25 protein-coding genes and 1 pseudogene are annotated in these 25,196 nt (G+C 71.7%); 12 read left to right on the forward strand and 14 right to left on the reverse strand.

All coding sequences use genetic code 11. From position 1 onward, the window contains the following. Positions 1-47: 47 nt before the first annotated feature. Positions 48-1,685 (reverse strand): recombinase family protein, encoded by a 1,638-nt coding sequence (locus tag ACFV8T_RS37470; protein WP_385336260.1) that lies wholly within the window; start codon positions 1,683-1,685, stop codon positions 48-50. 27 nt (positions 1,686-1,712) lie between these two features. On the opposite strand from ACFV8T_RS37470, the gene ACFV8T_RS37475 reads away from it, so the two are divergent. Then, complete coding sequence (locus ACFV8T_RS37475; protein ID WP_385336262.1) at positions 1,713-3,353, forward strand: DNA repair helicase XPB; 1,641 nt, start codon at positions 1,713-1,715, stop codon at positions 3,351-3,353. Between the two features lie 22 nt (positions 3,354-3,375). Here ACFV8T_RS37475 and ACFV8T_RS37480 read toward each other — a convergent pair whose 3' ends face one another. Further along, positions 3,376-3,570 (reverse strand): hypothetical protein, encoded by a 195-nt coding sequence (locus tag ACFV8T_RS37480; protein ID WP_385336264.1) that lies wholly within the window; start codon positions 3,568-3,570, stop codon positions 3,376-3,378. A gap of 387 nt (positions 3,571-3,957) precedes the next feature. On the opposite strand from ACFV8T_RS37480, the gene ACFV8T_RS37485 reads away from it, so the two are divergent. After that, on the forward strand, positions 3,958-6,060 hold the full coding sequence (locus ACFV8T_RS37485; RefSeq protein ID WP_385336266.1) for a HelD family protein: 2,103 nt from the start codon (positions 3,958-3,960) through the stop codon (positions 6,058-6,060). 111 nt (positions 6,061-6,171) lie between these two features. Here ACFV8T_RS37485 and ACFV8T_RS37490 read toward each other — a convergent pair whose 3' ends face one another. Then, complete coding sequence (locus tag ACFV8T_RS37490; protein WP_385336268.1) at positions 6,172-6,861, reverse strand: copper homeostasis protein CutC; 690 nt, start codon at positions 6,859-6,861, stop codon at positions 6,172-6,174. Between the two features lie 275 nt (positions 6,862-7,136). On the opposite strand from ACFV8T_RS37490, the gene ACFV8T_RS37495 reads away from it, so the two are divergent. Next, positions 7,137-9,416 carry a heavy metal translocating P-type ATPase gene (locus tag ACFV8T_RS37495; protein ID WP_385336270.1) on the forward strand — a complete coding sequence of 760 codons (2,280 nt, stop codon included), beginning with the start codon at positions 7,137-7,139 and terminating at the stop codon, positions 9,414-9,416. A 9-nt stretch (positions 9,417-9,425) separates the two neighbouring features. Here ACFV8T_RS37495 and ACFV8T_RS37500 read toward each other — a convergent pair whose 3' ends face one another. The 3 genes from ACFV8T_RS37500 to ACFV8T_RS37510 are packed head-to-tail and all read right to left on the reverse strand — an operon-like array spanning position 9,426 to position 11,727. Beyond that, complete coding sequence (locus ACFV8T_RS37500; protein WP_385336272.1) at positions 9,426-10,310, reverse strand: biotin-dependent carboxyltransferase family protein; 885 nt, start codon at positions 10,308-10,310, stop codon at positions 9,426-9,428. Further along, positions 10,307-10,981: an allophanate hydrolase subunit 1 gene (locus ACFV8T_RS37505; RefSeq protein ID WP_385336274.1), complete on the reverse strand. Its 675-nt coding sequence runs from the start codon at positions 10,979-10,981 to the stop codon at positions 10,307-10,309. The genes ACFV8T_RS37500 and ACFV8T_RS37505 overlap by 4 nt, the downstream gene beginning before the upstream one ends. Beyond that, positions 10,978-11,727, reverse strand: a complete 750-nt coding sequence (locus ACFV8T_RS37510; protein WP_385336322.1) for a LamB/YcsF family protein — start codon at positions 11,725-11,727, stop codon at positions 10,978-10,980. Before ACFV8T_RS37510 ends, ACFV8T_RS37505 begins: the two co-directional genes overlap by 4 nt. A 181-nt stretch (positions 11,728-11,908) precedes the next feature. On the opposite strand from ACFV8T_RS37510, the gene ACFV8T_RS37515 reads away from it, so the two are divergent. From ACFV8T_RS37515 to ACFV8T_RS37530, 4 genes and pseudogenes are all read left to right on the forward strand, one after another. Then, positions 11,909-12,625 (forward strand): GntR family transcriptional regulator, encoded by a 717-nt coding sequence (locus ACFV8T_RS37515; protein WP_385336276.1) that lies wholly within the window; start codon positions 11,909-11,911, stop codon positions 12,623-12,625. A gap of 126 nt (positions 12,626-12,751) precedes the next feature. After that, positions 12,752-12,832 (forward strand): annotated as a pseudogene (locus tag ACFV8T_RS37520) (DUF969 domain-containing protein); the annotation flags it as partial. 181 nt (positions 12,833-13,013) lie between these two features. Further along, positions 13,014-13,697, forward strand: coding sequence for a hypothetical protein (locus ACFV8T_RS37525; RefSeq protein WP_385336278.1), 684 nt, complete (start codon positions 13,014-13,016; stop codon positions 13,695-13,697). A gap of 80 nt (positions 13,698-13,777) precedes the next feature. Further along, the gene (locus ACFV8T_RS37530) at positions 13,778-15,010 is read left to right on the forward strand and encodes a Cmx/CmrA family chloramphenicol efflux MFS transporter (protein WP_385336280.1); all 1,233 of its coding nucleotides are present in this window, start codon (positions 13,778-13,780) and stop codon (positions 15,008-15,010) included. 7 nt (positions 15,011-15,017) lie between these two features. Here the strand turns inward: ACFV8T_RS37530 and ACFV8T_RS37535 are convergent, their stop codons facing one another. Next, a complete protein-coding gene (locus tag ACFV8T_RS37535; protein ID WP_385336282.1) occupies positions 15,018-15,290 on the reverse strand; it encodes a DUF4031 domain-containing protein in 273 nt (90 codons plus the stop codon). Continuing rightward, the gene (locus tag ACFV8T_RS37540) at positions 15,287-15,655 is read right to left on the reverse strand and encodes a hypothetical protein (RefSeq protein WP_072487914.1); all 369 of its coding nucleotides are present in this window, start codon (positions 15,653-15,655) and stop codon (positions 15,287-15,289) included. Before ACFV8T_RS37540 ends, ACFV8T_RS37535 begins: the two co-directional genes overlap by 4 nt. Before the next feature lie 138 nt (positions 15,656-15,793). Here ACFV8T_RS37540 and ACFV8T_RS37545 point away from each other — a divergent pair, with 138 nt between their 5' ends. From ACFV8T_RS37545 to ACFV8T_RS37555, 3 genes are all read left to right on the forward strand, one after another. Next, positions 15,794-16,711: a MurR/RpiR family transcriptional regulator gene (locus ACFV8T_RS37545; RefSeq protein ID WP_351075215.1), complete on the forward strand. Its 918-nt coding sequence runs from the start codon at positions 15,794-15,796 to the stop codon at positions 16,709-16,711. A gap of 92 nt (positions 16,712-16,803) precedes the next feature. Further along, a complete protein-coding gene (murQ, locus tag ACFV8T_RS37550) occupies positions 16,804-17,769 on the forward strand; it encodes an N-acetylmuramic acid 6-phosphate etherase (RefSeq protein WP_385336284.1) in 966 nt (321 codons plus the stop codon). 47 nt (positions 17,770-17,816) lie between these two features. Next, entirely contained in the window at positions 17,817-19,370 is a 1,554-nt protein-coding gene (locus ACFV8T_RS37555; protein WP_385336286.1) for a PTS transporter subunit EIIC, read from the forward strand. A 66-nt stretch (positions 19,371-19,436) separates the two neighbouring features. Here ACFV8T_RS37555 and ACFV8T_RS37560 read toward each other — a convergent pair whose 3' ends face one another. After that, a complete protein-coding gene (locus ACFV8T_RS37560) occupies positions 19,437-20,042 on the reverse strand; it encodes a Uma2 family endonuclease (protein ID WP_385336288.1) in 606 nt (201 codons plus the stop codon). A gap of 129 nt (positions 20,043-20,171) precedes the next feature. Between ACFV8T_RS37560 and ACFV8T_RS37565 the strand changes: the two genes are divergently transcribed. Both ACFV8T_RS37565 and ACFV8T_RS37570 read left to right on the forward strand, forming a co-directional pair. Beyond that, positions 20,172-20,846 carry a response regulator transcription factor gene (locus ACFV8T_RS37565; protein ID WP_385336290.1) on the forward strand — a complete coding sequence of 225 codons (675 nt, stop codon included), beginning with the start codon at positions 20,172-20,174 and terminating at the stop codon, positions 20,844-20,846. Between the two features lie 6 nt (positions 20,847-20,852). Then, positions 20,853-22,226, forward strand: a complete 1,374-nt coding sequence (locus ACFV8T_RS37570; protein WP_385336292.1) for an ATP-binding protein — start codon at positions 20,853-20,855, stop codon at positions 22,224-22,226. 1 nt (position 22,227) lies between these two features. Here ACFV8T_RS37570 and ACFV8T_RS37575 read toward each other — a convergent pair whose 3' ends face one another. The 5 genes from ACFV8T_RS37575 to ACFV8T_RS37595 form a co-directional block, all read right to left on the reverse strand. After that, a complete protein-coding gene (locus tag ACFV8T_RS37575; RefSeq protein ID WP_385336294.1) occupies positions 22,228-23,052 on the reverse strand; it encodes a hypothetical protein in 825 nt (274 codons plus the stop codon). Positions 23,053-23,449: 397 nt separating this feature from the next. After that, positions 23,450-23,683: a hypothetical protein gene (locus ACFV8T_RS37580; protein WP_385336296.1), complete on the reverse strand. Its 234-nt coding sequence runs from the start codon at positions 23,681-23,683 to the stop codon at positions 23,450-23,452. After that, entirely contained in the window at positions 23,673-23,918 is a 246-nt protein-coding gene (locus ACFV8T_RS37585; RefSeq protein WP_385336298.1) for a hypothetical protein, read from the reverse strand. The genes ACFV8T_RS37580 and ACFV8T_RS37585 overlap by 11 nt, the downstream gene beginning before the upstream one ends. Positions 23,919-24,268: 350 nt before the next feature. Beyond that, entirely contained in the window at positions 24,269-24,613 is a 345-nt protein-coding gene (locus tag ACFV8T_RS37590) for a winged helix-turn-helix domain-containing protein (protein WP_385336300.1), read from the reverse strand. Beyond that, positions 24,610-25,125, reverse strand: a complete 516-nt coding sequence (locus ACFV8T_RS37595) for a hypothetical protein (protein WP_385336302.1) — start codon at positions 25,123-25,125, stop codon at positions 24,610-24,612. Before ACFV8T_RS37595 ends, ACFV8T_RS37590 begins: the two co-directional genes overlap by 4 nt. Between the last annotated feature and the right edge of the window lie 71 nt (positions 25,126-25,196).

Here is a 25,196-nt window from a genome sequence, read left to right on the forward strand (position 1 = left end):
CCACCAGGTTTCCCCAGCGACGGACCGTGAGAGGCGCCCAGACGGGCTCAGAACAGTTCGAGGTCCCGAGCCACGGCGCGCTGTATGACGGCTTCAACGTCCTTGCCGTCAGCGTCCGCACGGCGGATCTCGCCGTCCTCGCCGAAGTGGACCGCCAGGCGGGACGTGTCGAGCCTCGGGCCGCCCTTGCGAGACATTCCGACCTCGACGTACGTCCCGGCGTTCAGCAGCAGATCTCGCTTCCCTGCCGTGTCGGCGTCCTTCCACAACTGGCCGTGTGTGCGACCGGTTGGGACTGCTTCGACGCCCGCAGGCTTGGCGGTGCGCTGCTTCTCGTTCAGCGAGGCCAACCGCTCCTCCAGCTTGGCGTACTGCGCCGCGTAGCGTGCTGCGCCTTCCTCGCCCTTGAAGAGACCACGGTCATAACGGTCCCTCTCCAGGTCTTCCAATGCTTCCCGGGCCTGTCGGATCTGTGGGCGGAAGTCCTCCCCGACGTGCTCCACCATGCGCACGACCGGGAACGCGCCGAACGCCTTGAGGAACATGTCCGTGACGTGCTGCTCCATGCCCTCACCGGCGATGCTCACGCCGTAGCAGGTGCTCTCCACGCCTGCCTGCCGCGCCTTCAACCGGCCGATGCAGCGGTACCGGGTCCGCCCCTTCGCGATGTACGTGTACATCCGCGTCCGGCACACCGCGCAGTAGACGATCCCGCGCAGCAGCGACGTACCTTCCCGGCGCCGATCACCGGGGTTGGCCCGCCGGCTGCCCAACTCGTCCTGCAACGCCTGCCACGTGTCCATGTCGAGAATCGGCGTGCGGTTGACCAGCGGAAGGCCGTCCGTCATCAGGATCGGCTTGCCGTCCTCGATGACCTGCCCCAGCAACTGGGGGTTGGTCAGCAGACTGCGCAGCGTGGACGTGTACCACTGCTTCGAATCGCTGCGCTTGCCCGTCGTCTGGCGGGACGAGTGGCCGGGTGACGGCTTGTCCGAGGCGGTGAGGTCGGATGCGATCTTGAGGAGGGAGTCCTTGTTGAGGACGCGTTCCACGATCCCGTGGATAGTCTCGGCTTCCTCAGGGTTGATCTCCAGCACCTTCCCCGCCCCGTCGGGGTTCGGGGCCACCCGATAGCCGTACGGCACTCTGCCGCCCGTGTAGCGCCCTTCCCGGCGCAGGTGCTCATGGGCGCTGGAGACGCGCATGCCTATGGTGTCCGACTCCAGTTCCGCGAAGACCGCGATCACCTTCGCCATGGCGCGGCCCATGGACGACGTGAGGTCCAGCGGTTCGCTTGCCGACGCCAGGGCCACGCTCGCGCTCTGCGTGATCTTCATGATCTCGGCGAAGTCCACCGTGGACCGGGCCAGACGATCGATCTTGAAGAAGACGATCACGTCGAACTCGGCGAGACGGGAAAGGACCCTTTGCAGCCCCGGGCGGTCCAGCCCCCGGGAATAGCCGGACACGTCGATGTCTTCTTCCACTGCAACGACGTTCCAGCCTCTGGCCTGGCACAACGCCTCGCACGCAGCCCGCTGACGCTCGGGCGAGGTAGACTCTTCTGTTTCGCGTGAAAGTCGTACGTAGATGGCAGCGCGCATTCCCGGCGCACTGGCCGAGACGCCTTTAGAGCGTCTGGCACGGGGCAAAGCCCGAGCCATGGCGGGTGTGCTGTCTGTCACGGGACGATCCTACTTCCGGAGGTATGTGTGTCCTGCCTGATCGTCCAGAGCGACAAGACACTGCTCCTCGAAGTCGACCACGACCAGGCCGACGCCTGCCGTCGGGCCATCGCGCCCTTCGCGGAGCTGGAGCGCGCCCCCGAGCACATCCACACCTACCGGCTGACCCCGCTCGGGCTGTGGAACGCGCGCGCCGCCGGGCACGACGCCGAGCAGGTCGTCGACGCGCTCGTGCAGTACTCGCGCTATCCCGTTCCGCACGCGCTGCTCGTCGACATCGCCGAGACGATGGCCAGGTACGGCCGCCTCACCCTCTCCAAGCATCCGGTGCACGGTCTGGTGCTGACCTCCACCGACCGGCCCGTGCTGGAGGAGATCCTCCGGTCGAAGAAGGTGCAGCCGCTGGTCGGGGCGCGGATCGACCCGGACACCGTGGCCGTGCACCCGTCCGAGCGCGGTCAGATCAAGCAGACGCTGCTGAAGCTGGGCTGGCCGGCCGAGGACCTCGCCGGTTACGTCGACGGCGAGGCGCACCCCATCGAGCTGGCCGAGGACGGCTGGGCGCTGCGGCCGTACCAGAAGCAGGCCGTCGAGGGGTTCTGGCACGGCGGCTCGGGTGTCGTCGTACTGCCCTGTGGCGCGGGGAAGACGCTGGTCGGGGCCGGTGCCATGGCCGAGGCCAAGGCGACCACGCTGATCCTGGTGACGAACACCGTCTCGGCCCGGCAGTGGAAGCACGAGCTGGTGAAGCGGACTTCGCTGACTGCGGACGAGATCGGCGAGTACAGCGGTACGCGCAAGGAGATCCGGCCGGTCACCATCGCCACGTACCAGGTGCTGACGACCCGCCGCAAGGGCGTCTATCCGCACCTGGAGCTGTTCGACTCCCGCGACTGGGGGCTGGTGATCTACGACGAGGTGCACCTGCTGCCCGCGCCCGTCTTCAAGTTCACCGCCGACCTCCAGGCCCGGCGGCGCCTGGGCCTCACCGCGACGCTGGTGCGTGAGGACGGCCGCGAGTCGGACGTCTTCTCGCTGATCGGGCCCAAGCGGTTCGACGCCCCGTGGAAGGAGATCGAGGCGCAGGGCTACATCGCGCCGGCCGACTGTGTCGAGGTGCGGGTCAATCTGACGGACTCGGAGCGGCTGGCGTACGCGACCGCCGAGGCCGAGGAGAAGTACCGGTTCTGTGCGACGACCGCCACGAAGCGGAAGGTGACGGAGGCGCTGGTGCGCAAGCACCGCGGCGAGCAGACCCTGGTCATCGGGCAGTACATCGACCAGCTCGACGAGCTGGGTGAGCATCTGAACGCCCCGGTGATCAAGGGCGAGACGAGCAACGCCCAGCGCGAGAAGCTCTTCGACGCGTTCCGGGAGGGCGAACTCAACGTCCTGGTGGTCTCGAAGGTCGCGAACTTCTCCATCGACCTGCCGGAGGCGACCGTCGCCATTCAGGTCTCGGGGACGTTCGGCTCGCGCCAGGAGGAGGCGCAGCGGCTCGGCCGGGTGCTGCGGCCGAAGGCGGACGGGCACGAGGCACGGTTCTACTCGGTGGTCGCACGCGACACGATCGACCAGGACTTCGCGGCGCACCGCCAGCGGTTCCTGGCCGAGCAGGGGTACGCGTACCGGATCGTGGACGCGGACGAGTTGCTGACCGACAGCTGACCGGCGGCCGACCGGCGCGTGTTCAGTGGGCGTGGTGGCGGCGGACGCCCGCCTCCTCCGCGTACTCACCGAGCACGACCACGCCGAACGCGGCGCGGGCGAAGACCTTGACGGCGTGGACCGCGTCGCCGACACGGTGGGTGCGGTGGTGACCGGTGGCCGCGGTCGCGCCGTGCGCGGGACCGGTCCTGCGGGGGTTCAGGCTGACTGTGCTCATGTGTTCCATGGTCCTGCGCCCGGCCCGTGCGGGCATCGGCCCGGGGGCGGAATCCGGCGGCGGTGCGAGTAGGTCTGCGGTCGCATGCCGTCCCCTACGGGACGGACCCGGAATTAATCCGCTCGCCCCGGGCGAACGTGGTCGATACAATCGCCGGTCTGCCCGCCTCCCGCACCGTGGTACCGGCAGCCCGAGGGCTTTTCGCCCCAGGGCGCGCGCCGGCAGCCGGGGGAGCGCCGCCGACCGGACGGAAACCGGCCGACAGCCGTACGCGCACCTGTTGCGCGTACCCGTGATCGATCCCCGAGCGGACCGCATCGCCCCCGAGCACCGGCCGGGGACGAGCTGCGGTCCGCCGTCCTGCGTTGAAAAGCCGGAGGCAACACCGTGCCCGCGCACGAACACGAAAGCGACACCACCACCGATCCCCTGGCTCGCGAACGCGCCCATCTCACCGCGTCCCGCTCCGCCCTGCGGGCCATGCGTGAGGACGCCCAGGCCCTGGACATCCGCGATGTCACCGCGAACTGGGTCAACGCGGCCGTCCTGCAGGCCCAGATCGACGAGCGCATCAAGTCGCTCGCCGATCTCGCCCACACCCCGCTCTTCTTCGGGCGCCTGGACTATCTGCACCGGGTCGGTGCCGAGCAGGCCGAGGGTGCGGAGGGCGAGCAGTTCTACATCGGGCGCCGCCATGTCCACGATGCCGACGGCGACCCGATGGTCATCGACTGGCGCGCGCCCGTCTCGCAGCCGTTCTACCGGGCGTCCAGGAAGGACCCGCAGGACGTGGGTCAGCGCCGCCGCTTCGGCTACACCGGCGGTGAGCTGACCGCGTACGAGGACGAGCACCTCACCGACCCCGCCGAGGCCGAGCAGACCAGCAAGCTCCTCCAGGCGGAGATCGAGCGCCCGCGCGTCGGTCCGATGCGGGACATCGTCGCGACGATCCAGCCCGAGCAGGACGAGATCGTCCGCAGCGAGCTCGGCGGGACGGTCTGCGTGCAGGGTGGCCCCGGTACCGGTAAGACGGCCGTCGGCCTGCACCGGGTCGCGTATCTGCTGTACGCGCACCGCGAGCGGCTGGCCCGCACCGGCACGCTGGTCATCGGGCCGAACCGGTCCTTCCTCCAGTACATCGAGCAGGTGTTGCCGGCCCTCGGTGAGCTGGCGGTGAAGCAGGCGACCGTCGACGATCTGGTGACGGCCGGCATCGAGGTGCGCGGCTCGGACGCGGCGGACGCCGCCGTCGTCAAGGGCGACGCCCGGATGGCCCAGGTGCTGCGGCGGGCGATCCGTTCGCATGTGACGCTCCCGACGGAGCCGGTCGTGGTGGTGCGCGGTTCGCGGCGCTGGCGGGTGCCCGCGTACGAGCTGGAGGAGATGGTCACCGAGCTGCTGGCCCGCGACATGCGGTACGGGGCCGCCCACGAAGCGCTTCCGCAGCGCATCGCGCACTCCGTCCTGGTCCGGATGGAGGAGGCGGGCGAGGCGCCCGACGACCGGGTGCAGAACGCGGTGGCCCGCAACCCCGCGGTGAAGGCGGCCGTGAAGGCGATCTGGCCGGCCGTCGACCCGGCGAAGCTGGTGCTGCGGCTGCTCATCGACGCGGAGTTCCTGGCCGCCCACGCGCAGGGGCTGCTCAGCGAGGACGAGCAGAAGACGATCCTGTGGACGAAGCCTGCCCGGAGCGTGAAGTCGGCGAAGTGGTCGGCGGCCGACGCGGTGCTGATCGACGAGGCGAACGATCTGGTGGCGCGTACGCACTCGCTCGGCCATGTGGTGCTCGACGAGGCGCAGGACCTGTCCCCCATGCAGTACCGGGCGGTGGGCCGGCGCTGCACGACCGGTTCGGCGACGGTCCTCGGCGACCTCGCGCAGGGCACGACGCCGTGGTCGACGGAGAGCTGGGCGCAGGCGCTGCACCATCTCGGCAAGTCGGACGCGGTGGTGGAGGAGCTGACGGCGGGCTTCCGTGTGCCGCGCGAGGTGATCGCGTACGCCTCCCGGCTGCTGCCGGTGATCTCGCCGGGCCTCGCGGCGGTGGAATCGGTGCGTGAGTCGCCGGGTTCGCTGGAGGTGCGGGAGGCCGCCGGTCCGGCGGAGCTGGACGCGGCGGTGCTGGCGGCGTGCGAGGAGTCGCTGACGCGGGAGGGGTCGATCGGCCTGATCGCGGCCGACGCGCGGATCCCCGCGCTGGCGGAGGCCCTGATGGCGGCGGGGCACGCGTACCTCTCCCCCGGTGAGGAGACGACCGCCGAGTCCCGTCTGACCCTGGTCCCGGCGTCGCTGGCGAAGGGCCTGGAGTACGACTACGTGGTACTGGACGAGCCGGCCGCGGTGGTCGACGGCGAACCGGACGAACGCACGGGCTTGCGCCGGTTGTACGTGGCGCTGACGCGTGCGGTGTCGGGATTGACGGTGGTCCACGCGACGCCCCTGCCGGACGAACTGGCACCGCGAGCCGAATCCAGCCCCTCCGTCGTTTGAGGAGCGGGGGTCCGGGGGCGGAGCCCCCGGTTACGGGAAGGGGCGGGCAGGGGAACAGGCCCGCCGCAGGCGACCCGCCCCACCCCGCCCCGTATCCCCACCCCCGCCCCGCTACGCGTCAAGCACCGCCCGCCACTCCCGCACCGCCGCCGCGTCCACCGGCCCCGACCACCCGTGCGGGCGCGCCGCGCCGCCGATGTGCACGGCGTCGATGCCCGCGGCCAGCAGCTCCGGCAGGTGCTCCAGGCGCAGGCCGCCGCCCACCAGGATCTGCGGCTCGTACCCGGGCTCGCCGGAGCGCGCCGCCTCGACCAGCAGTGTCGGGATGCCGTCGTCGACGCCCTTGGACGAGCCGGCGGTGAGGTAGGTGTCCAGGCCGGGCAGGTCCGCCAGCTGCTTGCGCAGGGCGTCCCGGTCGGCGGCCCGGTCGATCGCGCGGTGGAAGGTCCAGCGGCAGCCGTCCAGCTCGGCGACGAGCCGTTCGACGGCGACCAGGTCCGGGCGGCCCTGCGCGTCGAGGAAGCCGAGGACGAACTCCTCGGCGCCCTCCGCGCGCAGCTCACGCGCCTTGGCCACGAGCACCTCGATGTCGCCGGCCGCGAAGCCGTCCGCCACCCTGAGCATCACCCGCAGCGGAATGTCCACCGCCGCCCGGATCTCCGCGAAGGTCGCACAGGACGGGGTCAGGCCGTCCGCCGCCATGTCGGTGACCAGCTCAAGCCGGTCCGCACCACCCGCCTGGGCAGCGACCGCGTCCTCCGCGTCGAGAGCGATCACCTCCAGGACTGCACGGTTGCTCATGGGATCCCAATCCTCCAGGAAACATCGACAGGGAACATCGACAGGAAACGTCAATAGGTCTAGTCCAATGGCCAGCCTACGGGTCAGTACACCGAGGATGCAGCCTCAATGCCAGGCGAAGATACGTGAGGTCAGACGCACATCGGGTGATCGAACGCTCATGTTCCGGGCCCGCGCGGCATATCCGCCCTTGCGTTTCATAGGGGAGGGGGGTATACCTGAATCAGCAATGCATACCCCCCAGGGGTATCAACGTCTCCGCCAGGGAGGACATCGTGTCCGCGCACACCGCCACAACCGGCACCGGCAACGCCACCGGCACCGCCGCAGAGGTCGAGCTCGCGATCGGCGGCATGACCTGCGCCTCCTGCGCGGCCCGCATCGAGAAGAAGCTCAACCGGATGGACGGCGTCGAGGCCACCGTCAATTACGCCACCGAGAAGGCCAAGGTCAGCTACCGGGGCGAGGACGTCTCCGTGCAGGACCTGATCGCCACCGTCGAGAAGACCGGCTACACCGCGCACGAGCCCGCTCCCCCGGTACGCACCGGGGACGACACCCCCGAGGCCGCGGACGCCGATGAGCTGCGGCCCCTGCGCCGGCGGCTGCTGACCGCCGTCGCGCTCGCCGTGCCGGTGATCGCGATGTCGATGGTCCCGGCGCTCCAGTTCGACTACTGGCAGTGGCTCTCGCTGACGCTGACGGCCCCGGTCGTCACGTACGCCGCCTGGCCCTTCCACCGCGCCGCCTGGACCAACGCCCGGCACGGCGCGGCCACGATGGACACGCTGATCTCGGTCGGCACCTCGGCCGCGTTCCTGTGGTCGCTGTGGGCGCTGTTCTTCGGCACGGCGGGCATGGTCGGCATGACGCACCCGTTCGAGCTGACCATCGGGCGGAGCGACGGCGCCGGGAACATCTACCTGGAGGCGGCCGCCGGAGTCACCGCCTTCATCCTGGCCGGGCGGTACTTCGAGGCCCGCTCCAAGCGGAAGGCGGGCGCGGCCCTCAAGGCGCTCCTCGAACTCGGCGCCAAGGAGGTGACCGTGTTGCGCGGCGGCCGTGAGGTGACCGTGCCGACCGCCGAACTCCAGGTCGGGGACCGGTTCCTGGTCCGCCCCGGCGAGAAGATCGCCACCGACGGCACCGTCGTCGAGGGTGCCTCGGCCGTGGACGCCTCGATGCTCACCGGTGAGTCCGTGCCCGTGGAGGTCGGCGTCGGCGACTCCGTCACCGGGGCCACGCTCAACGCGGGCGGCCGGCTCGTCGTCGAGGCCACCCGGATCGGCGCCGACACCCAGCTGGCCCGGATGGCGAAGCTCGTCGAGGACGCGCAGAACGGCAAGGCGGCGGCCCAGCGCCTCGCGGACCGGATCTCCGCCGTCTTCGTGCCCGTCGTCATCGCCCTGGCACTCGGCACGCTCGGCTTCTGGCTCGGCAACGGCGCGGGTCTGACCGCCGCGTTCACCGCCGCCGTGGCCGTACTGATCATCGCCTGCCCCTGCGCCCTGGGCCTCGCCACCCCCACCGCCCTCATGGTCGGCACCGGACGCGGCGCCCAGCTCGGCATCCTCATCAAGGGCCCCGAAGTCCTGGAGACCACCCGCCGCGTCGACACGATCGTCCTCGACAAGACCGGCACCGTCACCACCGGCCGCATGACCCTCCTCGACGTCCACACCACCGAAGACACCGACGAAACCGACGTACTCCGCCTCGCCGGCGCCCTGGAACACTCCTCCGAACACCCCATCGCCCAGGCCGTCGCCACCGGAGCCGCCGAACGCACCACCACCCCCCTCCCCACCCCCGAGGACTTCGCCAACCTCCCCGGCCTCGGCGTCCAGGGCGTCGTCGAGGGCCACGCCGTCCTCGTCGGCCGCGAGCAGCTGCTCGCCGAATGGGAGATCCACCTCCCGGTGGAGCTGGCCCGGCGCAAGGCCGAGGCGGAGGCCGCGGGCCGGACGGCCATCGCGGTCGCCTGGGACGGCGAGGCACGCGCCGTGCTCGAAGTCGCCGACGCGGTCAAGGACACCAGCGCGGAGGCCATCGAGCGGCTGCGGGCCCTGGGCCTCACCCCGATCCTGCTGACCGGCGACAACCGGGCGGTGGCCGAGGCGGTCGCGGCCGAGGTCGGGATCGAGAAGGTGTACGCGGAGGTCATGCCGGAGGACAAGGTCGATGTCGTCAAGCGCCTCCAGGCCGAGGGCCGCTCGGTCGCCATGGTCGGCGACGGGGTCAACGACGCCGCCGCCCTCGCCCAGGCCGATCTGGGCCTGGCGATGGGCACCGGCACGGACGCCGCGATCGAGGCCGGCGATCTGACGCTGGTACGCGGGGACCTGCGGGCCGCGGCGGACGCGATCCGGCTGTCGCGCAAGACTCTCGGCACCATCCGCACGAACCTGTTCTGGGCCTTCGCCTACAACGTGGCCGCTCTGCCGCTCGCCGCGGCCGGGCTGCTCAACCCGATGATCGCGGGCGCCGCGATGGCGTTCTCCTCGGTCTTCGTGGTCGGCAACTCGCTGCGGCTGCGGGGGTTCAGGGCGGCGTAGGACCTGTTCTCAGCCCGCCCGCACGAACCGCACCCGGGTCCCCGGCACCGCCTGTGCCGCGCCCGCGAGTGCGGTTTCGTGCACGACACCGACGACCGGGTAACCCCCGGTCGTCGGATGGTCGTTGAGGAACACCACCGGGCGCCCGTCCGGCGGCACCTGGATCGCGCCGAGCACCATCCCCTCGCTGGGCAGCTCGCCCTCGCGGGCGCGCGCCAGGGCCGGACCCTGGGTGCGCAGGCCGATGCGGTTGCTGTTCGGCGAGACGCGGTACGCGGCACTGGTGAGCGTACGCAGCGCCTCGTCGGTGAACCAGGCGTGGCGGGGGCCGAGGCGCAGCGGTAGCACCAGTTCGGCGGGCACGCCCGGCCAGGGCACGGCGTCGGTGCCCGGGGGCCTCGACGGGGCCTGGCCCAGGGGCAGTACGTCCCCGTCGCGCAGGGGTGCCGGGCCGAGCCCGGAGAGCAGGTCGGCCGATCTGCTGCCCAGCACCGGTTCCGGCAGCAGGCCGCCGCCGAAGGCCAGATAGCTGCGCAGGCCCCGGACCGCGGGGCCCGCGTCGAGCACCGCGCCCGCCGGTACGCGCACCGGGGTTCCCCAGGCCACCGGCCTGCCGTCGACGGTGACCCGGCAGGGCGCCCCGCCGACGACGGCGAGCACGGGCCGGTCCGGGCGGACCGCGCAGCCGGTGACGGTCGTCTCCAGCACCGCGGCGTCCGTCCCGTTCCCGGCCAGCCGGTTGGCGAGGCGGCGGGCGGGGGCGTCCAGGGCGCCGGCGCGCGGCACCCCGAGATGCGCCCAGCCGACGCGGCCCGCGTCCTGAACGGTGGTCAGGGCGCCGGCCCGGACCACTTCGACGGCACCGGCCCGGACCGACTCGACGGCACCGGTCACGCCCGCACCTCCGCCGCGACGAAGCGCACCCGCGCCCCGGGGCTCAGCAGCGCGGCCGGTTCACGGACCGGGTTCCACAGCTCGCCCGGGTCGGGCATCCGCCCGATGAGCTGCCAGCCGCCGGGCGACGGACGCGGGTACACCCCGGTGTACGCCCCCGCGAGTGCCAGCGCACCGGCCGGGACCCGGGTGCGCGGGGTCGCGCGGCGCGGCAGGTGCAGACGCTCGGGGAGCCCGGTGAGGTAGCCGAAGCCGGGGGCGAACCCGCAGAAGGCCACCCGGAATTCGGTCCCGGCGTGGATGCGGGGCACTTCGGCGACGGCGACGCCCCAGGCCGCCGCGACGTCCGCGAGGTCCGGGCCGTCGTAGACGACGGGGATCTCGACGGCTTCCCCGGTGTCGCGGCGCAGCGGCGGTATCGGCCAGGAGGCGAGTTCCCGGGCGAACCGCGCGCGGCCGTCCGGGGTGCGGTCCGCGATGCCGTCGAGGAGGACGGTCCGGGCACCGGGCACGATCTCGCGTACGACGGGCAGTTCACCGAGCGCGCGGCGGCGCAGCAGCTCGGCGTGGAAGGCCTCGGCCTGTTCACCGGAGGCCAGCTCGACGAGCAGCGCCCCGGGGCCGGCGGGGAGCACCTCGATACCCCCGCCCGTGCGAACCCCCGTACTCATGCGAACGCCCGCACGGTCACGCCCGCCGCCTCCAGCGCGGACCTGACCCTGCGCGCCAGCGCCGCCGCGCCCGGGGTGTCGCCGTGCACGCACAGCGAGCGCGCCGCGACGGGTATCCGGCTGCCGTCCGCCCCGGTGACGCCCCCGTCCACCGCCATCCCGACACTGCGGCGTACGACCTCGTCCTCGTCGTGCACCACCGCGCCGGGCTCGCCGCGCGGGACCAGCGTGCCCCGGGGCGTGTACGCGCGGTCGGCGAAGGCCTCCTCGACGGCGGTGAGGCCCGCGGCCCCGGCGTGGGCGAGCAGGCGCGAGCCCGGGAGCCCGAGGACCGCCAGGTCCCCGCCGGCCAGCCGGACGCCCTCGACCACGGCGGCGGCCTGGTCGTCGTCCCAGACGGCACGGTTGTAGAGGGCGCCGTGCGGTTTGACGTACGAGACCGTGGACCCGGCCGCCTCGGCGAACACCCGCAGGGCGCCGATCTGGTAGGCGACCTCGGCGGTCAGCTCGGCGGGCGGGACGTCCATCGAGCGACGCCCGAAGCCGGCCAGATCGCGGTACGCGACCTGGGCACCGATCCGTACCCCTCTGGCGGCGGCGGTGTCGCAGACCCGCCGCATCACGGAGGCGTCGCCCGCGTGGAATCCGCAGGCCACATTGGCGCTGGTGACACAGTCGAGCAGCGCGTCGTCATCGGTGAGGGTCCAGTGCCCGAACCCTTCGCCGAGATCGGCGTTGAGATCCATCGGGGCTGTCCGGCTCGCCGGGTTCGTCAGATCCATCACGGGCGCACGCTAGCGATCGTTCAACAATCTGACAAGACCCGGCTTGGGGAGTGAGACGCCGTACGGTTCACTGAAGCGACAGACAGCAGCACGAACAGGCACAGCGCAACAGGCACCGGCGCGAACAGGCAGGGGACGGGGCATGGCGGGGACCGCGGGCGGCCGGACTTCTCCGGACCTCTCCGAACTGGCGGCGGACAGCGCCTCGCCGACCCGCTCCGGCACCGCCGAGCGGGTCGCCGCCATCCTGCGCGACCGCATCACCGAAGGCTACTTCCCACCGGGCAGCCGGCTCTCCGAGGAGAGCATCAGCGGCGCCCTCGCCGTGTCCAGGAACACCCTGCGCGAGGCCTTCCGCCTGCTGTCGCACGAGCGCCTCCTGGAACACCGGCTCAACAAGGGCGTCTTCGTCCGCGTCCTCGCCGTCGACGACCTGGTGGACATCTACCGGGTCCGGCTGCTCGTCGAGTGCGCGGCCCTGCGCACGCTGGGCGAACCGCCGTACGACCTGACGGCCGTCGAGGCCGCCGTGTCGACGGGCGAGCGGGCGGCGCTGGCGGACGACTGGGCGGTCTGCTCGACCGCCAACATCCGCTTCCACCAGGCCCTGACCGGCCTCGCGAACAGCCTCCGCACCGACGAGCTGATGCGCAACGTCCTCGCCGAACTGCGGCTGGCCTTCCATGTGATGGCCGACCCGCGCCGCTTCCACGAGCCCTACCTCACCCGGAACAGGGAGATTGCGGACCGGCTGGCGCAGGGCGACGCGGCGGGCGCGGAGCGGATGCTGGCCTTCTACCTGGAGGATTCGCGGCGCCAGCTGACGGAGGCGTACGCGGAACGTCTCACCGCCCGATAGCCGGCGGCATCACACCACACTCTGTGGGTTTGTTGAACAATCGCTTAATGTCTCGCAAAACACCCCGTCCGATCAGGACCTCGCGGGTCTGAGCCTGCACGTCCATGCGCGGAAGAAGGCCGACGCGTGATCGTTCTCCTCGGCGTGCTCGTGGTGGTCCTCGGATTCGCCACCCGCCGCAATCCCCTCCTCGTGGTGGGTGCCGCACTGGCCCTGGACACCCCGCCCGGTCGCTGACCGGTCCGGCCGTGGAGGTACCCCCCGTCGCGAGAACGTGACACTCACGCCCGATGTGTCACGTTCACCATCACCCCCACCGGAACGGTGTCGGACGGGAGGCGCCCCGAGTTGCCGGAAGCCGGCCGGTCCCGGGCTATAGGGTCATCGCATGAGCGACAGTTCGCGTGCGGGCGGTGCCCACGGGGCCGACGGCGCCGATGACTCCCTCCGCGAGCGCTGGCGGGAGGCGCTCGTCCGCGCCCGGGGCGGGGCTCCCGGGCCCGATCCGGCGCCGTACGCCGCCAACCTGCTGGCGCGCTGGGCCGAGCCGCAGCGGCGGTACCACACCATCGCGCACCTGGTCGCGGTGCTCGATCACATCGACACGCTCGCCGGGTACGCGGCCGACCCGGACGCGGTACGCCTCGCCGCCTGGTTCCACGACGCGGTGTACCGGCCCGACCGGTCCGAGAACGAGGAGCGCAGCGCGGCACTCGCCGAGCGCGCCCTCCCGGAGGCCGGGGTGCCGGACGGTGTCACGGCCGAGGTGGCCCGTCTGGTGCGGCTCACCATCACCCACGACCCGGCGGACGGCGACATCGACGGCGAGGTGCTCTGCGACGCGGATCTGGCCGTTCTCGCAACGGCCCCGAGGGAGTACGCGGCGTACGCGGCGCAGGTGCGCGAGGAGTACGGCTTCGTGCCCGACGACGCGTTCCGGGAGGGGCGGGCGACGGTGCTGAGCCAGCTGCTCGGGCTGCCGCGGCTCTTCCGTACGCCGTACGGGGCGGAGCACTGGGAGCCGCGCGCGCGGCAGAACCTGCTGACCGAATTGCAGCTGCTCAGCCACTGACCCGCGGCGGCGGGGGAATGCCGGGGCCGTGATCGCTGTTGGCAGCTGTCATGCCCGACTCTGCCGCTAGCCGCTCTCGCATGCCCCTGGCCGTATACATCCTGGGTCTCTCGGTCTTCGCCCTGGGAACCAGCGAATTCATGCTCTCCGGGCTGTTGCCTCCCATCGCCGACGACATGAACGTGTCGATCCCCCGTGCCGGACTCCTCATATCCGCCTTCGCGATCGGCATGGTGATCGGCGCCCCGCTGCTCGCCGTGGCCACGCTCCGGCTGCCGCGCCGCACCACGCTGATCGCCCTGATCTCCGTCTTCGGCCTCGGCCAGGTCGCGGGCGCGCTGGCCCCGACGTACGAGGTGCTCTTCGCGTCCCGGGTGGTGAGCGCGTTCGCCTGTGCCGGGTTCTGGGCGGTGGGGGCGGCGGTCGCCATCGCGATGGTGCCGGTGAACTCGCGGGCCCGTGCGATGGCCGTGATGATCGGCGGCCTGTCGATCGCCAATGTGCTGGGCGTGCCCCTGGGCGCGTTCCTCGGTGAGAACCTCGGCTGGCGGTCGGCGTTCTGGGCCGTGGGCGCGGCGTCCGCCGTGGCTCTGGTCGGGGTGACGACGCTGATTCCGCGTATTCCGCTGCCGGAGCAGAAGCCGCGGCTCAAGCAGGAGATGAGCATCTACCGGGACCGGCAGGTGTGGCTGTCCATCGTGATCACGGCGCTCGCCGCGGGCGGTGTCTTCTGCGCGTTCAGCTATCTGGCCCCGCTGCTGACGGATGTCGCCGGGCTGGACTCGGGCTGGGTGCCGACGGTGCTCGCGCTCTTCGGGATCGGTGCGCTGGTCGGTACGACGATCGGCGGCCGGGTCGCGGACGCGCATCTCTTCGGGGTGCTGATGACCGGTATCGCGGCCTCGACGGTCTTCCTGGTCGCGCTGGCCCTGTTCGCGTCGAACCAGGTCGCGGCGATCGGGCTCTCGTTCCTGCTGGGCCTGTCGGCGTTCTACACGGCCCCGGCGCTGAACGCCCGGATGTTCAACGTCGCGGGCGCCGCCCCGACGCTGGCCGGCGCGACGACGACGGCCGCGTTCAACCTCGGCAACACGGGCGGCCCCTGGCTGGGCGGCACGGTGATCGACGCCGACTTCGGTTTCGCGGCGACCGCGTGGGCCGGGGCGGCGATGACGGTGCTGGCGCTGGTGGCCGTGGTGTTCTCGCTGCGGCTCCAGCGCAGCCGTGGCTCGTCTTCCCGGCTGGTGACGGGCGCCCCGGCCGCCGCGTCGCGGGACGCGGCGCAGGTGTGCGCGCCCTCGACGACCGCCTGAGCGCGGATCAGCCCGGTGCGGGCCGCCCCTTGGGCCGCCGCAGCCCCGCCTCCGTGATCCGGCGGACGAGCTCCTTCGAGCCGATCTGCCGGGCCCCGGCCCGCACCGCGTCCCCGTACCGTGTTTCCGGTACGTCGTAGTGATCACGCTCGAACGCGCGCGCCGGGCAGCCGATGGACGCCGCGAAGGCGTGCAGTTCCTCGAAGGACACATCGCTGACCAGGTGCGACCAGAGTCGCCCGTGTCCCGGCCACTGCGGCGGGTCGATATAGACGGTCACCGCCGCAGTATCCCGCTCAGCGAACCGACCGGTGCCACGGCCACCGCGGCCTTGGTGCACACCCAGTGCGGGTCCGGGCCCAGTTCGGGTTCGACGTCCAGGGCGTGCGGGTCGCCCGCGTCGCAGACCGGGCAGAGCGGCCATCGCCCGTACCGTTCGAGCAGGGCGTCCTGTACGTCCTGGGCGACGAGCCCGACCACGAACGCGGCGCCGTCGGGCCACTGCTCGACCCACCAGCGGCGGTGCGTCACCGCGTCCTCGACCAGCGAGACGATCCCGGCCTCGGCGACGTCACCCGCGGCAAGATCGGCCATGACCAGCGCGCGGGCCGTGTGCAACGCCTGTTCCAGGGGGTTCATCTCCATGGGCCCATTGTCACCCCGCCCGCGAACCCGCCTCGCGCGCCCGTCGCTCCCGTTTCCGCGCTGTCGGCAGCAGCGATCGAAGAGGCAGGGACCAAAGGGGGGGTTGACGGGCAACCCGGTTGAAAATATCTTTCAAAGGTGACCCATGACCTGAAGGAAAGTTTCAGCGCTGACTCCCCGCCCGCCCCGGCGGCCCTCGCGGCCAAGGTGCGCACGCTCGCGCCGTCCATGACCCGTTCCATGCAGCGTGTCGCCGAGGCCGTCGCCGGTGACCCGGCCGGCTGCGCAGCCCTCACGGTCACCGGTCTCGCCGAGCTCACCGGCACCAGCGAGGCGACCGTGGTCCGCACGGCCCGCCTCCTCGGCTACCCCGGCTACCGCGATCTGCGTCTGGCCCTCGCCGGGCTCGCCGCGCACCAGCAGTCCGGCCGGGCTCCCTCCGTCACCGCCGACATAGCGGTCGACGACCCGATCGCCGACGTGGTCGCCAAGCTGGCCTACGACGAGCAGCAGACCCTCGCCGACACGGCCGCGGGGCTCGACACCGTCCAGCTCGGTGCCGCCGTGGCCGCCGCCGCCACCGCCCGGCGGATCGACATCTACGGCGTGGGCGCCTCCTCCCTCGTCGGCCAGGACCTCGCGCAGAAGCTGGCCCGGATCGGCCTGATCGCGCACTCCCACACGGACCCGCACCTCGCGGTGACCAACGCCGTGCAGCTCCGCTCCGGCGATGTGGCCATCGCGATCACGCACTCCGGCTCCACGGTCGACGTCATCGAGCCGCTGCGGGTCGCCTTCGACCGCGGCGCGACGACGATCGCGATCACCGGACGCCCCGACGGCCCCGTCACGCAGTACGCCGACCACGTACTGACCACGTCCACCGCCCGGGAGAGCGAGCTGCGGCCCGCCGCCATGTCGAGCCGCACGAGCCAACTGCTCGTCGTGGACTGCCTGTTCATAGGCGTCGCACAGCGCACGTACGAGACGGCCGCACCGGCCCTCGCCGCCTCCTACGAGGCGCTGGCCCACCGCCACACCCCACGCCCGCGCTGACCGGCCCGCCCCGCCGGACCGGAGCACCCGCACCCGCACCCGCACCCGCACCCGCTGAACCGTACGAGACCGAGAAAGCAGAGCCGCCCTCCATGACCTCCACCACCGACGCCGACCCCACCGCCGCCGACGGATACGGCGAGCTGCGCGCCCAGCTCGCGACACTCACCACCGAGGCGTTCCGTCCCGAGCTCGCCGAGATCGACCGGCTCGGCACGCTTGAGATCGCCCGCATCATGAACGGCGAGGACCAGTCCGTCCCGGCCGCCGTCGGCGCCCGGCTGCCCGAGATAGCCGCCGCCATCGACGGCACCGCGGAACGCATGGCCCGCGGCGGCCGGCTGATCTACGCGGGCGCGGGCACCGCCGGCCGGCTCGGCGTGCTCGACGCCAGCGAGTGCCCGCCCACCTTCAACACCGACCCCTCCGAGGTCATCGGCCTGATCGCGGGCGGCCCGTCCGCCATGATCAAGGCCGTCGAAGGCGCCGAGGACAGCAAGGAGCTGGCCGCCGCGGACCTCGACGCCCTGGACCTCACCGCCGACGACACCGTGGTCGGCATCTCCGCCTCCGGCCGCACGCCGTACGCGATCGGCGCCGTCGAGCACGCCCGCAGGAAGGGCGCGCTGACCATCGGGCTGTCCTGCAACGCGGACTCCGCGCTGGGCGCCGCGGCGGAGCACGGCATCGAGGTCGTCGTCGGCCCGGAGCTGCTCACCGGCTCCACCCGGCTCAAGGCGGGCACGGCCCAGAAGCTCGTCCTCAACATGCTCTCGACGATCACGATGATCCGGCTCGGCAAGACGTACGGGAATCTGATGGTCGACGTCCGCGCCTCCAACGAGAAGCTGCGCGCCCGCTCGCGCCGGATCGTCTCGCTCGCCACCGGGGCGTCCGACGAGGAGATCGAGGCCGCCCTCGCCGCGACCGACGGCGAGGTGAAGAACGCCATCCTCACCATCCTCGGCCAGGTCGACGGCCCCACCGCCGCCACCCTGCTGGCCGCGTCCGACGGCCATCTGCGCGCCGCCCTCGCCGCCGCCCCCCGCACCACCTGACCCACCGGCTCCACCCCCGCACCCCCGCACAGCAAGGCCCACGCACCATGGCAACAGAAGACAAGAACCGCGCCACCGCCGCCGCGATCCTTCCGCTCGTCGGTGGCGCCGCGAACGTCAGCTCCATCGCCCACTGCATGACCCGGCTCCGGCTGGGCCTGCACGACCGTTCGCTCGTCGACGACGAGGCCCTGAAGGCGGTCCCCGCCGTCATGGGTGTGGTCGAGGACGACACGTACCAGATCGTCCTCGGCCCCGGCACCGTCGCCCGGGTCACGCCGGAGTTCGAGCAGCTGGTCGAGGAGGGCAGGACGGCGGACCCCGCACCGGGCGAAGCCGCACCTCCCGCCCCGGCCTCCGACTCCGCCTCCGCGGACGAGCTCGCCGCTCAGGGCGCCGCGATGAAGGTGGCGCGGAAGACGAAGAACGCCACCCCGTTCAAGCTGTTCCTGCGCAGGATCGCGAACATCTTCGTCCCGCTGATCCCGGCACTCATCGGCTGCGGCATCATCGCCGGCCTCAACGGCCTGCTGGTGAACCTGGGCTGGCTGACCTCGGTCACCCCCGCCCTGGCCGCGATGGCGTCCGGCTTCATGGCGCTGATCGCCGTGTTCGTCGGCTACAACACGGCGAAGGAATTCGGCGGTACGCCGATCCTGGGCGGTGCGGTCGCCGCGATCATCGTCTTCCCGGGCGTCGCGAACATCGAGGCGTTCGGCCAGAAGCTCTCCCCCGGGCAGGGCGGTGTGCTGGGCGCGCTCGGCGCGGCGGTGCTCGCGGTGTACGTGGAGAAGTGGTGCCGGCGCTGGGTGCCCGAGGCGCTGGACGTACTGGTCACCCCGACCCTCACGGTCCTGGTCTCCGGCCTGGTGACGATCTTCGGCCTGATGTACGTGGCCGGTGAGATCTCCACCGCCATCGGTACGTTCGCCGACTGGCTGCTCTCCAACGGCGGCGCGGGCGCGGGCTTCGTGCTCGGCGGCCTCTTCCTGCCCCTGGTGATGCTGGGCCTGCACCAGGCGCTCATCCCGATCCACACCACCCTGATCGAGCAGCAGGGCTACACCGTGCTGCTCCCGATCCTCGCGATGGCGGGCGCCGGCCAGGTCGGCGCGGCCGCCGCGGTCTACTTCCGCCTCCCGCGCAACGAGTCGATCCGCCGCACCATCAAGTCCGCCCTCCCGGCCGGTCTGCTGGGCGTCGGCGAGCCCCTGATCTACGGTGTCAGCCTCCCGCTCGGCCGCCCGTTCATCACGGCGTGCGTGGGCGGTGCGTTCGGCGGCGGCTTCATCGGCCTGTTCAACCAGCTCGGCGACAAGGTCGGCTCCACGGCCATCGGTCCGTCCGGCTGGGCCCTGTTCCCCCTCCTCGACGGCAACCACGGCCTGGGCACCACGGCCGCGATCTACGCGGGCGGCCTGCTGGTCGGCTACTTCGCCGGGTTCCTCGCGACGTACTTCTTCGGCTTCAGCAAGGACCTGCTGGCGGAGTTCAACGTCTCGCAGGAACTGGCCGAATCCACGGTCGCGGCAACGGGCGGCCCGACGTCCCCGACGACGACCGGCCCCGACACTCCGACAAAGGAACCGGCCGGGGTCTGACCCCGGGCACACGGACATGCATGAGGGCGGCACCCGACACCGGGTGCCGCCCTCGTCCATGTCCGCTCAGACCGGGAACTCATCCGTGAGGAGCGTCGTACCGAACGGCTCCGGCAGGACCAGCGGCTTGCCGAACGGCACCGGATCGGAGTGCTTGTACGTCCCGTCCTCGTTGGGCTCCGTGAACAGGGTGGCCATCGCCCCACGTGTGTCGAACCGGTCGATCAGCAGATACATCGGCACGCCCGCGCGGGCATAGGCGCGGTACTTCTTCGTCCGGTCGTCCCGGGCGTTGCCCTTCGAGGTGACTTCGACGATGAGCTGTGCTTCCGCCGCGTCCATCGGGTCGCTGGTCTCCGGATCGGCGGCCGTGATCAGTTCGCGCTCCATGATGACCAGATCGGGGACGTAGAGCCTGTCGAGGGGCGCAACGTGGATGCCCAGGGTCTGGTAGATGCCCAGCCCTTCGGGGAGCACCCGATATAGGCGATGCTGCACCATTTCAGCGATGCCGTTGTGATGCGCATGAGGCGGAGGCAGCAAGACGATCCGCTCTTCGTCGATCTCGGCACGCCACCCCTCGGGCACGTCCAGTTCACGCCATGTCCGCAGCAGGTAGTCCCACGGGCGGCCCTCAGAGGTCCGGTCGTTCCCGACCATCGCGGCAGTCATCGCGAGTCCCTTCTCCTGTGGCCTGTCAAAGGAGCGTAGATCGACGGTTCCGCGGCAGTTTCGCCGTTTCTCCTCGGCGTCCCACGATCGTGTGACGCATGCAGTGACCGGCCGCGTAATACTGGCCCGGTGACCGCAGCACGCATTCTTGTCGTCGAGGACGACCACGGCCTGCGCGACGTCCTGGCCCGTGGCCTGCGCGACGAGGACTTCGACGTCGTGACCGCCGCCGACGGCGCCACCGCCCTGAAGGCGGTCGACGCGTCGGTGCACGCGGTCGTGCTCGATGTGGGGCTGCCGGACTCGGACGGGCGGGATGTGTGCCAGGCGATGCGCGGTGCGGGGTTCACCGTTCCGGTGATCTTCCTGACGGCCCACGGCAATCTCACCGACCGGCTCTCCGGCTTCGCCTCCGGCGGCGACGACTACCTGGTCAAGCCGTTCCACCTCAGCGAGCTCGCGGCCCGCGTCCGCGCCGTCCTGAACCGGGCCGGGCACCGCGGCAGCACCCTCGCCGACAGTGCGGGCGCGATGCGGCTGGACCCGATACGGCACGAGCTGACGGTGCACGGCCACCCCGTGGCCCTGACCCCGACCGAGTTCCGCCTGCTGGCATGCCTGATGGCGGACCCCGGGTCCGTGGTGCGTCGCCGGACGCTGCTGCGGGCGGGATGGCCGGAAGGGGCGCAGGTCAGCGACAACACCCTGGACCAGTACCTGGCCCGCCTGCGCCGCAAGCTCCGCGAGTCGGACAGCCCCCGGGGCATCGGCACGGTGCGGGGCGTCGGCTACCGCTTCGGCTGAGCCCCCATGAACCGCCACCTCACCCCCCGGACCCTCCGCGGTCGCCTCGCCCTGATGGCCCTCGCCACCGGCGCGCTCTGGATCGGCGTCCTGACCACCGTCTTCAACCTCGCCCTCGACAAGCGGCTGCACGGCCAGGCCGACGACGTCCTGCGCACCCGGGCCGAGGCCGTCGCGGCGACCGTGGACGTACGCCCGGACGGCCGGCTCGTCGTCCGGGAACCGGCCGAGGACCGGGCCCTGGACGCCGGAGTCTGGATCTTCCAGGGCGGCACGGTCATCGAGAAACCCCCCACCGCACCCGCCGGCCTGGAGGCGCAGGCGGCCCGGCTCGCCGGCCGGCGCGAGACCTTCGCCGACACCAAGGGCCCCGGCTCGTGGCGGCTGTACGCCTTCCCCGTCGACACCCCCGCCCGGGAGGGACACCCGCCCGTCCGGGCCGGTACCGTCGTCAGCTCGGTGAGCCTCGACCCCTACCGCAGCACGGCGGACACCGCCCTGATCGGTTCGATCGCCCTGGCCGTGCTCCTGCTCGCCACCATCTATCTCCTGACCCGCCTCGTCGTACGGCGGGCCCTGCGCCCCGTGACCGCGATGAGCGAGCAGGCCACCCGGTGGAGTGCCGCGGGCGCCCCGGAACGGTTCGGCGCCGAGGGCAGGCCCGCCGAACTCGCCACGTTCGCCACCAGCCTGGACGCGCTGCTGGACCGGCTGGCCGCGGTCCTGCGCCACGAGCAGCAGCAGGCCGCCGAGCTGTCCCACGAACTGCGCACCCCGCTCGCCAGGATCACCGCCGAAACCGAGTGGCTCACCGGACGGCCGCGCACCGCCGAACAGCAGGAGACCTCCCTGGCGGCCATCGCGGGCGCCGCAGCGACCATGCAGCAGATCTGCGACTCGCTGCTCTCGGAGGTCCGTACCCGCAACACGCGCACCCCCGGCCGCTCCCGCTTCCCCGACATCGCGCACCGCCTGGCACAGCGCCACGCGGCCCAGTTCCCCGACGCCCCACCCGTGACCGTCACGGCGGACGGCACGCAGGACGTGACCATCGGCGTCTCGGAGGACGTCGCCGAACGCATCCTCACACCGCTCCTGGACAACGCCCGCCGCTACGCGACCCGGTCGGTCACCCTCACCTGCGCGCCGGGCGCGGGCGAGATCACGCTGTACGTGTCCGACGACGGCCCCGGCGTCCCGCCGGACTTCGTCGCCTCGCTCTTCGAACCCGGCCGCCGTGCCCACCCCGAGGACGGGCACGACGGCGCGGGACTCGGTCTGGCCCTGGCCCGCCGACTGGCCAGGGCCGCGGGCGGCGACATCACGCTGGACGCCACCGCCCCCGGCGCACGCTTCGTGGTCACCCTTCCTACGGGCTGACCTACAGCCCGCCGGCCGCCTCCAGCGGGTCGTCCTCCGCCACATCACGCCGGGTCCGGGTCAGAAAGACGACGAGGCCGAGGATGACGACGAGGAACAGGACGCTGGTGCCGACCGTGCCCAGTCCGAGACCGCCGTCCGCGGTGGGCTGCGACAGGTAGTCCCCCAGCGAGGCCCCGAGCGGCCGGGTCAGGACGTACGCGATCCAGAACGACCACACCGCGTTGAAGTCGAGCGTGCGGTGAGCGAGGGCGACGGCCGCGATCAGCGCCGCGAACACGATCGCGGAGAGCCAGTACCCCAGGTTCAGTTTCTCCGCCGTCAGGTCGCCGGCGGACGTGCCCAGGGCGAACGTGAACAGGATCGCCAGCCAGTAGAAGGCCTCGCGCCGCGTCGTCCGGATCGAGTGGATCGACAGCGTCCGCTCACTCGCGTACCAGGCGAAGAACGTGACGGCGAGCGCCACCGCGAACACCACGGTCGTGGTCTGGAGCGGTACGCCGAGGTTGTCGGTCAGGTTGTCGCTGATCAGCGTGCCGACCACGCTGATCAGGACCACGGACAGCCAGTACAGCCCCGGTACGTAGGACCGCGCCCGGAACTGGAAGACCAGGGTGACGACCAGCAGCGCACCCATCAGGTACGAGGTGTTGGTCAGCCCCATGCCGAGATTGTCATTGAGCAGATCGGCCGCGGTCTCGCCCACGGTGGTGCACAGCACCTTGATCACCCAGAAGTAGAGGGTCACTTCCGGGACCTTGTTCAGCATCTGCCGCGCCCGCGTGCGCCCGCCGGGCGCGTAGGTGTCCGTCATGTCGGTTGTCATGGGACGGCACGCTGGCAGGGGCTCCCTGAAATTTTCCTGACTGCGCTCCAGCGGCTCCGGGGGCGCGCAGCTGTCGCACCCGCCTACGTCGAGATGACCGACTTCACCCGCAGCACGGTCGTCGTGAAGCCGGTGAACGGGCGCGAGATCCAGCACGCCGGGGACCTGCTGAGCGGCGCGACTCCGCCCTGCGCCGAGGACTGCCTCGACGAGGCCGGCGGCCCCTTCCTGCCCGGCCTCGTCCACTGCCCCTGGACTACGAAAACCCGTACGCGAAGTCCCTGCTCCGTAAACAGCATCGACCGGACCTCATCGACCCGATCGAAGGGCGGCACCCGACCAGGGCGTCGCCCTTCCGTGCGTCCTCCGCCAGGTCACACCCGGCGTCCCGACACCATCACGGCAGCCTCCCCTCCCTGTTGACCTCCCGGACCCGGGCCCGCAGCACCTCCCCCAGTGGAGCCGGACGCACCGACTCCGGCGGACATTCCCACTCCGCCCCACCACCCGGTGCCCGCAGTTGTACGTACGGTCCGACGTTCCCCATCACGCGCCCCACCCGCCCGTCCCGGGTGTCCACCGCGAACGACCCCGGCTGCGGCTCGCCCGGCTCAAGGCCCTCACCCGTCATGACCGGCCTGCCTCTGCGCCTCCAGCACCACGCTCAGCCGCAACGCCGTGTCGAGGTTGCACCGGCCGAGGTCGACCAGCGGCGCCGGGTCGCTCCCCGCACTCGACACCGGGTCGATCCGCAACGACGGCAACGTGATCCCGACCCCCGAGAAACCCTCCTTCAGCCGCGCCACCGCATCCTCCGCTGCCCGCACTCTGCCCTCCGCCACCCTGCGCCGTTCCTTGATCGTCATGGCCCATCCCTTTCCACGCTGAGTAATGACAATGCATACCCAGCGTGTCCAACGCGCCGCTAACCTGGAAGAGGCGCAGAACCAACAACCGCACATGTGTCACAGGGAGTTGTCATGCCGCGTCCCAAGAAACCCGATCCCGCCTCCTCGCCACGCGTCCTGCTCGGTGCCGGACTCCGCCACCGGAGGGAGTGCACCGGCCTCTCGCAGGAGGAGTCGGGGCTCCCGCCGTTCGTGAGCGGTTCCTTCATCGGACACCTGGAGTCCGGTACGCGCCCCTGCCGATCCCCGGCCTGTTGCAGACGGAGGCGTGTTCCGGGCCGCCGCCCGGACGTCGTTCGTCGCGGACCTCAAGAACGCCCGGCCTCCGCCTCCGCGCCCGCTCGCCGGGCCGTGGCAGCGATGCCCTGGAGCGCCGCGATGTGCAGGGCCAGGGCTTGCCGCCCGGCAGGGGTGAGCGAGAGCCAGGTTCGGGGGCGCTTGCCGACGTAACCCTTGCGGATGGCGAGGTATCCGATCCCCTCCAGGGCAGAGGCGATCTTGCTGAGCATCGAGTCGGACACCTGGCAGCTACTGCGCACGGTGGCGAACTCGGCCTCGTCGCAGGCCGAGAGGAAGGCGACGACCGCCAGTCGGGTGGGGTGGTTGATCGCCGCGTCGATCGCGGGCTCGCCCTGCGCGGAGGCGGCAGTCATCTCGCCGCCTGGAGCTTCTGCTTGATCGTCGCGTTCCGTGCGACGAACACCACCCAGGCGCCGAGCCCCAGGACGGCGGACATCGCGATCCTGCCGACCGCATTGTCGGCCCCGAACTGCCGGCACAGTCCGTACGTCGCACCCCCCGCGACGAGAAGGATCAGGAGGGGAGTTCCGGCCCGGCGCAGACGCGCGGACCAGGGCAGCGTCACCATCACTCCCGACCTGCGCCTGGCGACGTTGACGAGCGCCAGCACCACGCCCAGGCCCGCAAAGGCGATCAGCAGGGACAGGAGCACCGCCCAGCCGCCCCGCCCCTGGGCCCAGGCGTCGACGAGGGCGGGAACGATCAGGGCCACGGCCGCCGCGGGGCCGTACCAGGCGGGAGTCAGCCCGGCCGTGAGGCGGGCCCGCTCCCTGGCCGTGTCTATGCCCTGCAGAGCTTCCGCCGCGAGGTCGGCGGACACGTCTGTTCCGCCCGGACGGGCGGGGGTGTTCTCCTGCGGTGCCATCGTGCTCTCCCGGGCCTGCTCATCACTGCCTGAACTGCCTACCCCCTCATCCTGACATCTACTTTCCAGGA

It is taken from the genome of Streptomyces sp. NPDC059832, assembly GCF_042731715.1.
GTDB lineage: Bacteria > Actinomycetota > Actinomycetes > Streptomycetales > Streptomycetaceae > Streptomyces.

Excerpts from the sequence above, each read along its gene's own strand:
- ACFV8T_RS37480 (WP_385336264.1), bottom strand. The coding sequence starts at position 3,570 with ATGAGCACAGTCAGCCTGAACCCCCGCAGGACCGGTCCCGCGCACGGC.
- ACFV8T_RS37490 (WP_385336268.1), bottom strand. The coding sequence starts at position 6,861 with ATGAGCAACCGTGCAGTCCTGGAGGTGATCGCTCTCGACGCGGAGGAC.
- ACFV8T_RS37505 (WP_385336274.1), bottom strand. The coding sequence starts at position 10,981 with ATGAGTACGGGGGTTCGCACGGGCGGGGGTATCGAGGTGCTCCCCGCC.
- ACFV8T_RS37510 (WP_385336322.1), bottom strand. The coding sequence starts at position 11,727 with ATGGATCTCAACGCCGATCTCGGCGAAGGGTTCGGGCACTGGACCCTC.
- ACFV8T_RS37515 (WP_385336276.1), top strand. The coding sequence starts at position 11,909 with ATGGCGGGGACCGCGGGCGGCCGGACTTCTCCGGACCTCTCCGAACTG.
- ACFV8T_RS37525 (WP_385336278.1), top strand. The coding sequence starts at position 13,014 with ATGAGCGACAGTTCGCGTGCGGGCGGTGCCCACGGGGCCGACGGCGCC.
- ACFV8T_RS37530 (WP_385336280.1), top strand. The coding sequence starts at position 13,778 with ATGCCCCTGGCCGTATACATCCTGGGTCTCTCGGTCTTCGCCCTGGGA.
- ACFV8T_RS37540 (WP_072487914.1), bottom strand. The coding sequence starts at position 15,655 with ATGGAGATGAACCCCCTGGAACAGGCGTTGCACACGGCCCGCGCGCTG.
- murQ (WP_385336284.1), top strand. The coding sequence starts at position 16,804 with ATGACCTCCACCACCGACGCCGACCCCACCGCCGCCGACGGATACGGC.
- ACFV8T_RS37555 (WP_385336286.1), top strand. The coding sequence starts at position 17,817 with ATGGCAACAGAAGACAAGAACCGCGCCACCGCCGCCGCGATCCTTCCG.
- ACFV8T_RS37560 (WP_385336288.1), bottom strand. The coding sequence starts at position 20,042 with ATGACTGCCGCGATGGTCGGGAACGACCGGACCTCTGAGGGCCGCCCG.
- ACFV8T_RS37570 (WP_385336292.1), top strand. The coding sequence starts at position 20,853 with ATGAACCGCCACCTCACCCCCCGGACCCTCCGCGGTCGCCTCGCCCTG.
- ACFV8T_RS37575 (WP_385336294.1), bottom strand. The coding sequence starts at position 23,052 with ATGACAACCGACATGACGGACACCTACGCGCCCGGCGGGCGCACGCGG.
- ACFV8T_RS37580 (WP_385336296.1), bottom strand. The coding sequence starts at position 23,683 with ATGACGGGTGAGGGCCTTGAGCCGGGCGAGCCGCAGCCGGGGTCGTTC.
- ACFV8T_RS37585 (WP_385336298.1), bottom strand. The coding sequence starts at position 23,918 with ATGACGATCAAGGAACGGCGCAGGGTGGCGGAGGGCAGAGTGCGGGCA.
- ACFV8T_RS37590 (WP_385336300.1), bottom strand. The coding sequence starts at position 24,613 with ATGACTGCCGCCTCCGCGCAGGGCGAGCCCGCGATCGACGCGGCGATC.
- ACFV8T_RS37595 (WP_385336302.1), bottom strand. The coding sequence starts at position 25,125 with ATGGCACCGCAGGAGAACACCCCCGCCCGTCCGGGCGGAACAGACGTG.